Source organism: Kordiimonas pumila, from assembly GCF_015240255.1.
In the GTDB taxonomy this organism is placed as follows: Bacteria; Pseudomonadota; Alphaproteobacteria; order Sphingomonadales; family Kordiimonadaceae; genus Kordiimonas; species Kordiimonas pumila.
The window spans coordinates 621,801-635,040 of the sequence record NZ_CP061205.1 but is presented as its reverse complement, the minus strand read 5'-3'; the positions used below and the strand labels follow the sequence as shown (position 1 = coordinate 635,040).

General features: G+C 46.2%; 11 protein-coding genes and 4 pseudogenes. 6 read left to right on the top strand and 9 right to left on the bottom strand.

All coding sequences use genetic code 11. From position 1 onward, the window contains the following. Positions 1–190: 190 nt before the first annotated feature. Entirely contained in the window at positions 191–655 is a 465-nt protein-coding gene (locus tag ICL80_RS02680) for a hypothetical protein (RefSeq protein WP_194214590.1), read from the bottom strand. A gap of 135 nt (positions 656–790) precedes the next feature. Here ICL80_RS02680 and ICL80_RS02675 point away from each other — a divergent pair. Then, positions 791–997 (top strand): annotated as a pseudogene (locus ICL80_RS02675) (IS3 family transposase); the annotation flags it as partial. Next, positions 979–1,152 (top strand): annotated as a pseudogene (locus tag ICL80_RS02670) (site-specific integrase); the annotation flags it as partial. The pseudogenes ICL80_RS02675 and ICL80_RS02670, both read left to right, overlap by 19 nt. Positions 1,153–1,198: 46 nt before the next feature. On the opposite strand, the gene ICL80_RS02665 reads toward ICL80_RS02670, so the two are convergent. The 5 genes and pseudogenes from ICL80_RS02665 to ICL80_RS02645 form a co-directional block, all read right to left on the bottom strand. Then, positions 1,199–2,416 (bottom strand): cation:proton antiporter, encoded by a 1,218-nt coding sequence (locus ICL80_RS02665; protein WP_194214588.1) that lies wholly within the window; start codon positions 2,414–2,416, stop codon positions 1,199–1,201. Between the two features lie 43 nt (positions 2,417–2,459). Beyond that, a pseudogene (locus ICL80_RS18270) lies at positions 2,460–3,295 on the bottom strand (pirin family protein). A 19-nt stretch (positions 3,296–3,314) separates the two neighbouring features. Then, positions 3,315–4,229: a pirin family protein gene (locus ICL80_RS02655; RefSeq protein WP_194214587.1), complete on the bottom strand. Its 915-nt coding sequence runs from the start codon at positions 4,227–4,229 to the stop codon at positions 3,315–3,317. A gap of 33 nt (positions 4,230–4,262) precedes the next feature. Next, positions 4,263–4,856, bottom strand: a complete 594-nt coding sequence (locus ICL80_RS02650) for an FMN-dependent NADH-azoreductase (protein WP_194214586.1) — start codon at positions 4,854–4,856, stop codon at positions 4,263–4,265. Between the two features lie 261 nt (positions 4,857–5,117). Next, positions 5,118–6,029 (bottom strand): LysR family transcriptional regulator, encoded by a 912-nt coding sequence (locus ICL80_RS02645; RefSeq protein ID WP_194214585.1) that lies wholly within the window; start codon positions 6,027–6,029, stop codon positions 5,118–5,120. 150 nt (positions 6,030–6,179) lie between these two features. Between ICL80_RS02645 and ICL80_RS02640 the strand changes: the two genes are divergently transcribed. Together ICL80_RS02640 and ICL80_RS02635 are read left to right on the top strand one after the other, a co-directional pair. Further along, a complete protein-coding gene (locus ICL80_RS02640; RefSeq protein WP_194214584.1) occupies positions 6,180–6,833 on the top strand; it encodes a hydrolase in 654 nt (217 codons plus the stop codon). Positions 6,834–6,879: 46 nt separating this feature from the next. Beyond that, positions 6,880–7,578, top strand: a complete 699-nt coding sequence (locus ICL80_RS02635) for a nuclear transport factor 2 family protein (RefSeq protein WP_194214583.1) — start codon at positions 6,880–6,882, stop codon at positions 7,576–7,578. A gap of 71 nt (positions 7,579–7,649) precedes the next feature. On the opposite strand, the pseudogene ICL80_RS02630 reads toward ICL80_RS02635, so the two are convergent. After that, positions 7,650–8,395, bottom strand: a pseudogene (locus ICL80_RS02630) (integrase core domain-containing protein). 51 nt (positions 8,396–8,446) lie between these two features. Then, positions 8,447–8,569: a hypothetical protein gene (locus tag ICL80_RS18180; protein ID WP_265588800.1), complete on the bottom strand. Its 123-nt coding sequence runs from the start codon at positions 8,567–8,569 to the stop codon at positions 8,447–8,449. A gap of 298 nt (positions 8,570–8,867) precedes the next feature. Here ICL80_RS18180 and ICL80_RS02625 point away from each other — a divergent pair, with 298 nt between their 5' ends. Both ICL80_RS02625 and ICL80_RS02620 read left to right on the top strand, forming a co-directional pair. Then, complete coding sequence (locus ICL80_RS02625; protein WP_194214582.1) at positions 8,868–10,856, top strand: BCCT family transporter; 1,989 nt, start codon at positions 8,868–8,870, stop codon at positions 10,854–10,856. Positions 10,857–10,874: 18 nt separating this feature from the next. After that, the gene (locus ICL80_RS02620; protein ID WP_194214581.1) at positions 10,875–11,219 is read left to right on the top strand and encodes a tRNA-binding protein; all 345 of its coding nucleotides are present in this window, start codon (positions 10,875–10,877) and stop codon (positions 11,217–11,219) included. Here the strand turns inward: ICL80_RS02620 and ICL80_RS02615 are convergent. Then, positions 11,216–13,198, bottom strand: coding sequence for a tetratricopeptide repeat-containing sulfotransferase family protein (locus ICL80_RS02615; RefSeq protein WP_194214580.1), 1,983 nt, complete (start codon positions 13,196–13,198; stop codon positions 11,216–11,218). The two genes, ICL80_RS02620 and ICL80_RS02615, sit on opposite strands and share 4 nt — an antisense overlap. Positions 13,199–13,240 lie beyond the last annotated feature (42 nt).

Sequence of the window (13,240 nt, the reverse complement as noted above, 5' to 3'; positions counted from 1 at the left end):
GATTTTTATAGGGGAGATAGGCTCCTCTTCAGGGCACCACCAAAAAAAGCCGTAGAAGCAATAGCTTACGCGGCTATTTCTGTTTTTACAATATGCTTATTCATCATGCAATTTCACCTTGGGGACCAAATAGGGGCCGCAGGGGGACCAACTCCTTGCTCTCCAACTACTAGCTAAGCATATAACTCGCTTAATACCAACAGTATATCCTGTCTCGGTACCAACATACCTGAGAGACATTTTTCGCAGCTGCATAGGCAGAAGCAAGTGCCAAAGCATGTTCGTGAAAAATTCTTGCATCACTAACCAATTCGATAACAGAACTACTATCTATGCCTTCATAAATAAGCGCTAAACTTGATAAATCATTGGCTTTATCTAGACCTATCTCTGAGGTAGTTACAGCAATATAAGCACTCTTGATAATTTGGTCATTAGCCTCACATGCATTATCTAACACTTTTCTGCATTCCATATTGAACAAGAAGTTAGCATACTCTCTTACAGGCAAGCCTGTTAGGTCTTTTTCCTCACGATTACACCACTCCAACCAATCTTCATAGTTAACTAAAATAGGCACAAGTGACTTTATATGACTTGCCTGTTCTGCGGCCAACTTCAACTGACCTTCATAAACACTAAATTCATGAAACATATAATCTTGGTCAACTATGGCACCTTTTATATTCTGCCATTCGGTATTGTTCCCCGTCAGGCCCTATGGAACCAAAGTTAGGGATTGCATAAGAAAGGATTTTGATTTCATTTGAAGTGACGTAAGGAACGAAGAATGAAAGCTAAATCCACTAGTTCTGGGAGCAGCAAGTCAGCTGCTGATCAAACAGTTAAAAACATACGTAGAGCTACGAGGAAGATCTATTCCGCTGAGGAGAAGATATGGATCGTCCTTGAAGGGCTGAGCCGAGAGACCTCGATTGCAGACCTGTATCGCCGCGAAGGCCTTGCCCAAAGCATGTATTACAAATGGTCGAAGGAGCAGACATTTACCAGATCGCGAATAACTGTCGAACGTCAGTCGAGATGATCGAAAAACACTATGCGGCGCATTTGAAGGACATGATTGATACATCGGTTATCAATGTCCGGAAAAGCAAGCAATCGCCCAAAGTGCTTGGGGTCGAGAAAGACTAAACCCGTCAGGCTTGAAAGGTAGCTTGTGCCCTGAGAGATTTTATTCTTATTTGGAAAAGGCGCTTATGCGTAAAGCGCTTCCGAGGGAGGTTGCAAGTTTTTTGCTATAGGCCACTTCCACAAAACGTCTTAAAAATGCTAACCATAAAGGGCTGAAGGCAAGGTTTAGCGCGATAACTGCAACAATAATCTTATAATTCTCATCACTGAAAATCTCGTTTCCAAGGGCTGCTGCTGCGAGAATAAAGGAAAATTCACCAATTTGACTTATTGTGAGTCCCGTAACAAAGCTGCATCTCCAGCGGTCTTCGGGAAGAAAAAACTTCAATAATAAAATGCAGGCGGTTGTTTTGAATACAAGCCCTCCAAACAGTAACATGAATATTAGGGTCGCGTTGTCTGCAATAACATTCAGGTCAATCAGCATTCCGATAGAAAGGAAGAACACCATAAGTAGAACACTTTGCATAGGCTCGATTTGTGGCATGATTTTTTCTTTGGAATAGCTGTTGCCGATAATTAGGCCAGCCAAAAACGCGCCATAGGCAGGCGACAGTCCTGCCCACTCTGATAGGCCCGCCCCGACGAAACACCATGCTAGCGCGGCAACCGGAATAAGGTCTTTATGCTTTTCAATCCTTTTGTGAAATAAGAGATGGATTTTCTCTTTCTTTGATAAAAAAGCAATAAGTGCAATGAGAACAGCAACTGCTGCCGCAATTTTTGGCACAAACATGATGTCTATGCCGCTTTCATTTCCCATGGCGTTTGTAATCATAATCATTGGCACAAATAAAAGGTCTTGTGCAATTAAAACACTGATCGCGATTTGCCCTGTGCCTTTGGATAAGAGATCAACATCCTCAAGGAGTTTGACGGCAACCGCTGTGCTGCTAAGGGCAATGATAAAGCCGTAGACAATTGTTTGTTCTAAACTCAGGCTTACAAAAAGGCCTATTACAAACACAATGCCAAGACTTAAGAGAACAAGGGAAAAGGTGACAGGCAGCGCAACCTTATAGCTTTGACGAAAAGATTTTAGAGGCAGCTCCATGCCCAAAATAAACAAAAGAAGAATGACGCCGATTTCGGCAATAAAGGAAATTTCTTTTTCATCGTTGACCAACCTTAGGAACGCCGGGCCAATGATTAAACCGGCAAGGACATAGCCTATCATCGGCTGTTGCTTTAACCGGCTTAAAAATATAGCCGCAAGCGCAGCTAATAAAACGATGCTACCAATTTCAAAAAAATGGTGCGGCATAACAATCTCCTTTTAGAAATAGTGTTGCACAGTATATCTCTTTTTAAAATTTTCCGGTGGCATAATCACCGAATTGCGGTACGGATTTCATCCTGCGTGTTCATAACGAAAGGACCATGACCGACAATGGGTTCATCTATTGGCTCACCGCTCATGAAAAGAGCAATGGTCTCTTCTCGAATATCCAGCGTAAGGGCATCGCCTTCACGGGTGAGTTGCGCCAGTTCTTTTGTTTTGAGCGTTTCGTCATTGACTAAGAGTGCGCCCGACAAAACTAGCAGGGATACGTTGTGGCTTTCAGGCGCCTTTAACGTTACAGCATTTCCGGCGTTTAGGCGCATATCCCATAAATTGATGGGGGTGAATGTTTTAGCCGCGCCCTTTTGATCGTCATATTGGCCAGCAATCAAACGTATGCAGCCTGCTTTGTTGGGTAAATTCACTACAGGAATATCGCTATTCAGGATTTCCTGATAATGCGGATCACTCATTTTATCGGCAGCGGGCAAATTGACCCAAAGTTGTATCATCTCCAAAGTCGCGCCCGTGCATTTCCTCATGCAAGATGCCGCGGGCAGCGGTCATCCATTGCACATCACCCGGGCCGATCTTACCTTTATTTCCGGCGTTATCGCTGTGCTCCACTTCGCCCTGATAGACGATGGTCACAGTTTCAAACCCGCGATGCGGGTGAACCTCAACACCGCGCTGGTTTTCGGAAGGCTCAAACTCAGCCGGTCCGGCATAGTCGAGCAGCAAGAAGGGGCTGATATCCTGCCCTTGCGTGTGGTAGGAAAACAAAGTGTTGACGGGGAAGCCGTCACCGACCCAATGTCCACCTGTTGCGCGGTTAACGCGTGTGATAGTTTTGTTGTTCATTGCTTTGTCTCAAACAGGGTTAATCAGGTAAGGGAATAAACTCTTTGTCATCGCCTGCCACTTTATCAAATCGGCCTTCGCGCCAATCCTCTTTAGCCTGTTCCAGCCGCTCCTTGCTAGAAGCAACAAAGTTCCAGAAGATATAGCGTTTGCTGTCCATTGCGGCGCCGCCAAGGAGCATCATATGGACGGGCGAAAGCGCCTTGATTGTTACTGTATCACCGGGGCGCAGCACCATCATTCGCTGCGGATCATAGGTTACGCCGCCAATTTCAATCTGGCCGGACAACACATAAAGCGCGCGTTCTTCCGTCGTATTGGGAATTTGCACCTGTCCGCCGTTTTCTAAGTGAAAATCGACGTAAAGCGTATCCCATTGTGTTTGTACGGGAGAGCTCACACCTGAAAATTCGCCCAGAATAACGCGGCCCTTTAAGCCACTTTCATCAAAGCTCGGCAAATCTTGTTTTTCAGTGTGGCTAAAAGCAGGGCTGCCATTTTCGTGCTTTAATGGTTGCGCTAACCAGCTTTGAATACCGTAAAGGCTGGAGGGTTTTTGCCGGATATCAAGGCCTGTACGCTCGGAATGGACGATGCCCGATCCGGCGGTCATTAAATTTACATCTCCCGGTACGATGCGCATATCATTACCGATCGAGTCTTTGTGATCCATTGTGCCATCAAACAAATAGGTAACAGTGGAAAGCCCGATATGCGGGTGTGGGCGCACATCTACGCCTTGTCCGGTTAAAAACTCCCCCGGCCCCATTTGATCCCAGAAAATAAACGGCCCGACCATGCGTTTTTCTTTAAAGGGCAGTGCGCGGTGAACTTCAAAATTACCGATGTCCCCTGTTCGCGGCAGAATAGCCATTTCGACACTCTCCGGGGCATTTAAATCTACATCAGGGTCAGCGCAGGGTAACCAACTCATTGATGTCTTCCTTTATTATTGGGCGCATAAATACTACGCTGCCAGATTATCAATTGTTTCGTGGGCTTTTTGGATTTTCTCTTCGCCATCCTGCCCCATAATTCCATCCGCCGTAATCATTTCAACATCCTTGATCCCTAAAAAGCCAAGGAAAAATTTCACCCAAGGACTCATAAAATCAATATCGCCCCCTATAGGCATGCCGCCAGAAACGAGGACAAGGTAAGCTTTTTTGCCTTGTAGCAAGCCAACAGGGCCTGTTTCTGTATATTTAAATGTAGTGCCTGTACGTGCAACAAGGTCGGCCCAAGCTTTAAAGACTGCAGGAACACCAAAGTTATAGACAGGAATACCAAGCACAATAATGTCTGCGGCTTGTAGCTCTTCTATCAGTGTATCTGCGATAACAGACAGCTCTTTTTGTTCCTGCGTACGCTCATTTTTTGGTGTGCTATTGGCGGAAAACCGGCTTTCACTGACATAGGGCAGGTCATTTTTGCTTAAGTCACGTTCGATAATTTGAAAGTCTGTATCCGCTGAAAGTTTTTGCACGAGCTTCTGGCTCAAAGTGCGGGAGATAGATTTATCACCGCGAATACTTGCTGTAATATGAAGAAGTTTTGACATTGCCTGCTCTTTTTTGTTTAGGTTTAATGGTTTGTATATGCAGACAATATGGCTTTCTCTTTGTGGCTACACTAGTGCGGCAATGCGGCAATCAGCGTTGCTAAAGTAGGAACGCTGTATTTGCCATCTAAGAGCTGCAGTTCCTAGATAATATGGCGTCATAAAAATTCAGGTTTTCCATATTTTATTCTGGCGCGCGCATAAATGTACGTTTTTTGTCTATGATAAATAGTGAGCCTTCTTCCGAAAGTGAGGAAATTTTTATTCGGCAGTTTCATTAGACGCATCGCAAGCAAGATGTGGGGATTGTTCAAAAAACTTTATGAATATGTCTGTGAGGGCTTTTATTTTGCGTGAGGGGTGTTGCCCCGGTGGGCGCACAATATATGCCCCAGATGGGGGTACCGGGTAACGTTTCATAACGGGTACAAGCGTCCCTGAGGTCAAACATTCATATATTAGGCCATCTGGTAGGTAGGCAACGCCAAGTCCTGCGGTTGCGGCAGCAAGCAATGCGGTGCCGTTATCCGCTTTAAAACGTCCTTGTGGATTAACCGAGATGATTTGCCCATCCCGTATGAATTTCCAGCTTTCTGTCCCTTGCATCAGGGCTTGGTGGTCGGTGATCAGCTCTTCCGGTGTTTCTGGTGCGCCATGCTCTTGAATATAGGCCGGGCTCGCGACCAGCGTTCCATAAATCGGCCCAATACGTTTCGCGATCAAGTTTGAATCTTTAAGATGACCAAGGCGGATAGCGCAATCAAAGCCTTCAGCCGTGAGATCTATATGACGATCTGTATAGGAGGAATAAATGCTGAGCTGTGGGTGGGTTTGTGCCAGTTGTGCAAGTACTGGCGCAAATTGATCCGGGCCAAACGTAAGTGGCATAGCGATTCGTAAGCTGCCACATAATTCACCCGTGGGTAGGATCCTTTCTCTGGCTGTATCAATTTCGTTTACAATTTTCATAGCATGATCTTGAAATGTTGCCCCTGCTTCTGTGAGGGTTACGCCTCGCGTGGTCCTCAAAAGAAGCTGAACGCCAAGTTCATTCTCAAGCTTTAAAAGCCGGCGGCTAACAATGGATTTCGCCACGCCAAGCCGCCGCGCGGTCGCAGAAATACTCGCTATACGAGCAACTTCTATAAATGTATGTAGTTCTTCAATGTCCAATTTATCGTTCCTGTTTTAGCAACGTTGATTACCAAATAGCGATACTAGTGTATCGATTATGGGAATGCAATGTTACGCATGGACAGCATCATTGGTGTTTTCTATGTGCAGTAATAAACGCCCCATATAGTGGCAGAAAAGGATTTAAACATGAAACCTCGTAATGGCCTTGACTCACTACTTCGCCCGGAAGATTCAGTGCTGGTTTTAATTGATCACCAACCATTCCAGCTTACCAATGTTAATAGTCATGACCCGCATATGGCTGTTAATGCAGCCGCAGGTTTGGCTAACGCGGCGAAGGCCTTCAATGTTCCGACCATTTTAACCAGTGTGCTTGTTGATCGTGGTGGTCTTATCTTCCCGCAAATCACGGATGTTTTCCCGGGTCAAGAAGTGATTGACCGTACATTCATCAATACATGGGAAGACAAAAAGGTCGTGGATGCAGTGAAAGCGACGGGCCGTAAACAGCTGATTATTGCAGGGCTCTTTACAGAGATTTGTGTGGCGATGCCGGTTATTCAGGCGCTTGGCGAAGGTTGGGACGTAACAGTAGTGACAGATGCATGCGGCGGTGTTTCGAAAGAAGCTCATGAGGTTGCGATACAGCGGATGATAGGGGCTGGGGCAAATGTGATGACCTGGTTTGCAGTGTTGGCTGAATGGCAGCGTGATTGGGCAAGAACAGAAACCGCAGAAGCAATCACGAAAGTGATGATCGATCATCTGGCTGGCAGTGGTATCGCATTCCTGTGGGAGCAACAATTGCTCAATACACCGGTGCCGAAGGCAGAGGATTAATATTCAATTGCGCATCTGATATTAACGAATAGAAGGACCTTTGAGAATGACGATAGAAGGTTTTCCAGTTGGATTAGAAATGGATGTGGCCTATCCGGATTTTCAAGTCTATCTGGCGTTAATATCAGATGCGCAATTGAAGTTCGAGATCAAGGACGGGCCATATGTCCGCATTGAGATCGTGGATATACAAGTTGTGCCGCTCGGCAGTAGTATATTCGTGGTGAGCTGGCAGGAGGAGGATGGTTCAACCGTTACAAACATTCAAGATTTTGATCGCGGTTTAATTCATTCATACGCGACCTTACCGAACGGCCAATTTTTGCGCGGGACAGGAACCTTCGAGATTACACGTCCCGCCGATCGCGCTTTTGATGATCGTCCACATCGTAATAAGGCGATTGTCTTCGACTCTATGATTTCATTATTCCAAAAACACGATGTAGCAAAGGTAGACCGTCTAATATCGCCCGATTATATTCAGCATAACCCTAATATTTCTCAAGGCCGTGACGGAATAAAGGAAGTCGTAAAAAACTTGCCGAAAGATGTTTATTACGAACCCGGCTTAATGATAGCTGAAGGAGATTTTGTTGCCATCCATGGCCGCATCCGCGGTTGGGCTAACAAGCCTCAAATTGTTGTAGATATATTCAGGGTTAAAGATGGCAAGTTAGCTGAGCATTGGGACGTATTGCAAGACGAAGTTCCTGTAGAGGCTACAATGTGGCGTTTCGATGTTTGAGACATAACATCGTGCCATCATTCTTGCGTGTAATATGTAATAGACACTCGCTCGCGGGACACCTCGTGTTTTCATATTAGCTTTTCTCTGAGGGATTCATAGGGGGTTTTTCCACCATGTGCCCCATGGGGTCTTGTAAAGTTATAAAAGGCTTCCCGTTCAGCTAATTTTTCTTCCAGGTCGACATCATCCTTGTAGGTCATCAGCTGGTAAAACTCTTGCTCATCAGATCGATGTGACCTTTCGACCTTGCCATTTAGCTGCGGTGTTCTGGCTTTGATGTAAACGTGTCGAATACCCAAGTCTTCAACATGCCAATGGAATTTGGCCTGAAATTGACGTAAACGTCTGCTTCGCGAACATGCCCTCTATCTGTCCTGATTTGCTGTACTTTGAATGGAAACTTGTTGATGATGTGATTAACAAAGTTGATAGCATTCTTCTGCGTGTGACACGTATAGACCTTCAAAGCTCGAACACGCGTTGCATCATCAATAGCCGTATATTGGTATCGTTTAATCTTGTTGCCATCTTTCCCTTTGAATACCAGAAACTTAACATCCATCTGAATGTGGTGGCCCGGCACCTGTTTTTCGTATCGCTTTGTATGGACCTTCCTGCGTCCGACATTGTTCGGTAATCGATTGACACCGCGTCGCTTCAATACGCGAGATATGGTTGCATCCGAGACTTTTAGCTGATGATAGCGCGCCATATACCACATGATCCTCAAGGGACCGAGATGATACTTTTTGCGGAGATAAAGGATTTTCTCAACGATTTCATCGGGTGTCTTGTTGGGGTGAGAGTTCGCAATTGGCTTCCGGTTAATCAGCGCCTTTTCCCCTTGCTCCAGATACCGCTTTCTTCATCGATAGTATGTTGATTTTGGTATCCCAAAATAGCGATATGCCTTTGCGGCAATGCCTACATCTTGAGCCCGTTCTATGACACGGAGCTTGCGGCGTATTTCTTTTTCATCTGCATTCATGATCCATCCTCCATGCAAATCAATTTACACGAGGTGTCCCACGAGCTCCTACATTCCTACAGGTTTCATGACTACCGCATTGTTGCGCACCTAGCTCGCCCGCCTTACAGGCTTTCTTGTGCACGGCCTTTTCAGATCCGAAATAATCACTGAAGAAGAATGATGCCCCAAAGAGAAAAGCCCCATAAAAGCCTGTTCAACAGACATTTTCTGACACATGGGTGGCTTCATTCTCGTTAAGCCGCTATAGAAGGAGCAAGAATAATAATTAGAACTCAAAGCAAATGATCGGGTATCGATGTATTTAAAGAAAGACTTGGATAATTCCAGAAGCGAAAAAGCGAGCATTTTGCCGCCAGTATTTTACCCCTCCGCTTTTCTGATTGGTCTCCTGGTTATCGTGACACTTGTAGCCGGAGAACGGGCAAGTGCATTTTTTGCTGCAACACAGGCCTTTATCACAACAGAATTTGGTTGGGTTTATATGACCTCTGTGGTGGGGTTCCTATTATTTGGCCTCTATATCGCTATCGGAAAAACGGGGGAAATCAAACTTGGCCCAAACCAGGCTGAGCCCGAGTATAGCTTCACGTCATGGTTTGCGATGCTGTTTTCCGCAGGCATTGGTATTGGCCTGCTGTTTTACGGGGTAGCAGAACCCCTGACCCACTATATGATGCCGCCAAATGCCACCCCGGAAACAATCGCAGCCGCAAAAAAAGCAATGCAAATTACCTATTTTCACTGGGGTATCAATGCGTGGGCCATATATGCCATTGTCGGCCTTATCCTTGCGTATTTCAGCTTTCGCCACAACCTGCCCCTTACAATCCGCTCGGCACTCTATCCTTTGATTGGGGATAGAATATACGGCCCCGCCGGTCATGTTGTTGATACCATTGCTGTTGTAGGAACCCTTTTCGGTGTTGCTACTTCGCTAGGCTTTGGTGTTTCGCAAGTAAATGCCGGACTGAACTATTTGTTCGACATTCCCTACAGCACCACAACACAAATTGTCCTCATCGCTGTTATTACCGCCTTTGCAACGGCCTCCGTTGTCTCTGGGCTGGATGCTGGAATTAAAAAATTATCTGAAATTAATATGGTACTTGCCACCCTCTTGCTGCTGTTTGTCATTGCTGCAGGTCCCACACTGCTTATTCTTAACAGCTTTGTTGAAAACCTTGGGCTTTATATCAGTACGCTTGTTGAACGCAGTTTTTATATGAACGCCTACAGAGAAGACCAAAGCTGGCTCGCAGGCTGGACACTGTTTTACTGGGGCTGGTGGATTAGTTGGTCGCCTTTTGTAGGGATTTTCATTGCGCGCATATCACGGGGCCGCACAATTCGCGAGTTTATGCTCGGTGTTTTACTCGTACCATCCCTTTTCACTTTCATCTGGATGACTGCCTTTGGTAACAGCGCCATTTCGTTTGAAATGAACGGCGTTATGCCTAGCATCGCCGATGCTATTGAAAATAATTTGCCCTTGGGGATATTCGCGTTTCTCGAGCACTTGCCATTCTCTGGCATAGTCTCTTTCTGCACCATACTTCTGATCATGACATTCTTTGTGACCTCATCAGATTCAGGCTCACTGGTGATTGATACCATCACCTCTGGTGGCCATATGAACCCCCCTGTTTGGCAACGTGTTTTTTGGGCTGTAACAGAAGGTGTGGTGGCTGCTGTCCTCATGATTGGCGGGGGCCTTGTGGCCCTGCAAACGGCCACTATCACCATTGCATTGCCTTTTACCTTTGTGATCATTATTGCCTGCATGGGGCTTATGAAGGGGCTAAAAATTGAGGCCGCAAAAATGCAAGGAGCCGCAGTTGCCCCTGATGTGAAAATCATTGGTGCAGAGACCAGTTGGAAACAAAGATTAAGCGCCCTCATGACCTACCCCAGTAAAAGAAAGGTGGAGGCTTATGTTGCAGAAACTGTCATGCTAGCCTTGCATAAGGTTGGGGCAGAAATCATGAAAAATGACTGTGCTGCAGAAGCGTTGATTGACGAAGAAAATCATGAAATCCGCATTTTGCACGGCGGCGAGACCGACTTTTTATATACTGTTCGTGTGCGCAGCCGTCTGCGGCCTGATTTTGCCTATATCAACAAAAAAGATGAAGACGATAAACGGCGCTTTTATCAGGCAGAAGTGGATCTGCTTGAAGGCAGCCAACACTACTGTGTTTATGGCTACAGCGAGGAACAATTGATCCATGATATCCTGAGCCAATATAATAAACATATTCACTTTTTAAACATTGCCCGCAGCTAAGATGGATAAAACGAAGCGATGACAAAAGAACAGATTACCTGGGCTGATTTTGATAAAATAAACCTTAGAGCCGGAACTATTATTGCCGCAGAAGTATTCAAAGAAGCAAGACGCCCAGCATATATCCTGCAAGTAGATTTCGGGCCAGAAATAGGGGTGCGGAAATCAAGCGCCCAGATAACCGTGCATTACAGCCCAGAAGACCTGATTGGCAAACAGGTGATGGCTGTGATGAATTTCCCGCCAAAACAAATTGGGCCAATCATGTCAGAATGCCTTGTCACCGGCTTTTATGATGCAAGCGGTGACGTAGTGCTGGCGGTGCCAGACAAGCCGCTGCAAAACGGTGCAAAGCTGGGTTAAGGGCTGGCGAGCGGGCCGAGTGCCTCGCGCAAGGGGCCAAGATAACTATCAAAGTGATGCCACTGCTCAAGCCCACTTTTGTTAATGGGCTGACGTACTTGCTCAGAACTGGCTGTGCGTACAGACCGCTCTGTTTTATGAAAGTTCACACACGCGCTTTCAAACGGCAGGCCACAATAGTCCAGAATACGCTGCACTTGCGTTTCCAAATCGTCAACGACATCCTCATACTGTACATGCAGTATCTGCCCCGGCAACACACTGTGCCAATGGTCCATTAATTTTGTGTAGCTCTTATAGTAACGACCAATCTCAGTTAAGCCGTATGTAAATTCTTGCCCTTCTGCAAAAAGCTGTTTGAAACCACTGAAACAGCAAGCCATTGGGTTACGCCGGGCATCGATAATTTTAGCATTTGGCAAGATCAGTTTGATCAGGCCGATATGCCGGAAATTATTAGGCATCTTGTCTGTGAAATAAGGTGCCCCTGATCGATGAACCTGCGTCTCACGAATATAGGTTTCGCCCAGTTCCTGTAATTTTTCAGCACTGAGACTATGTAAAATACGAGGGTAACTGGCTTCTGAACTTACCTTCTGCCGGTCTCGCAGCCGGTGCGACAGCGACAGAATGTTCGGCAACTCAAGAGTGCCATCTACCTGACTATGCGAGGCCAGAATTTGCTCCAGCAGCGTTGAGCCAGCGCGCGGTAAGCCAACGATAAAAATGGGGTCAGCAGCGCTACACCCGGCACCCTTATGTTTGGCAAACAGTTCTCCATTGCAAACATCAGCCTGAGCATCCAGTTCTTCTGCCATCTGATCGGCATCATAGCGGCTTTGCGCACGCTTCAGGTCATTGCCGCGCTCATAGAAACCGAAAGACCTGTCATATTCCTTTCTATCCTCATATGCTTTTCCAAGGGAAAAACATAACTGAATACGGCTCATGTGCGAAATATCTGGTGATGCTTCTTGCACGGTCATTCTCCCCAGCTCATCATCCGTGAAACGGTAAGTCTTCAGGTTTGCAAGGCCGTAGTATGCATCTCCGTGGTCAGGCTTGCTGATACAAGCTGCCCTGTAAGCTTCAATCGCCGCATCCTGCTTACCCACCGTTTTAAGGGCATGCCCCTTTGAAGTAAGTGTTGCTGGATCATTTGGTATGCGCTCAAGAACACTGTCAAACATACTGAAAGCTGTATCAAAGTCTCCCGCTTGCAAAGCCTCGATGGCATAGTGTGATTGAAAGACGGGATTATTAGGTTCTCTTTCATAAAGAGCCCGCGCTTCCTTTAAAGCGGCATCAAACTTTTGCCGCTGTCGCAGAATATGTATGTAATCAAGCCTGACCTGAATATTCTCAGGGTCAAAGGCCAGCGCACTTTCAAGTAAAAAATCTGCTTCTTCCAATACACCAAAACGACGGCCAATATCAGCTAGAAGGCGCATGGCCTCGACATTTTTGGGGTTGGCTTGAAGATAACGACGGCATAAGTTTTCTGCCCGCAGTAATTTGCCTTCATAAATATAATTAGTGACTGCGAATAACTCTTTGGGCAGGGCTTTCAGCCGGTTCGCCTGCGCCAATGCCTGATCCGCCTCGACCTGCCTGCCCATATTTTTCTGAAGTTCTGCCAACGACCGCCAGCTTGCTTCAAGAGCAGGATTATACTGGCAGGCTTTTGAAAAAGCAGAGAAGGCACCAGTCTGATCATTTTCTGCTAGCCTGAGGTAGCCAAGCTCCTGATACCCTCGACCAAATTCAGGGGCTAGATGAAATAATGCACGCAGAGTTTTACCCGCAGCAGCATACTGTTTGCCGTAGCGTTCACACACGGCTTTCATATAGAGAATATCAGGGCCGTTACCTCCCGATATATCAAGGGAAGAAAGCACAGCAAGCGCCACTTCAAACTGCCCCTTATAAATATGGGCCTGTGCGGTCTTAAGCGATGCCTGCGTCGTTTTATCGTCCATAAAACAGACTTACCCCAGTTACATCCATAAATAAAGACGCCC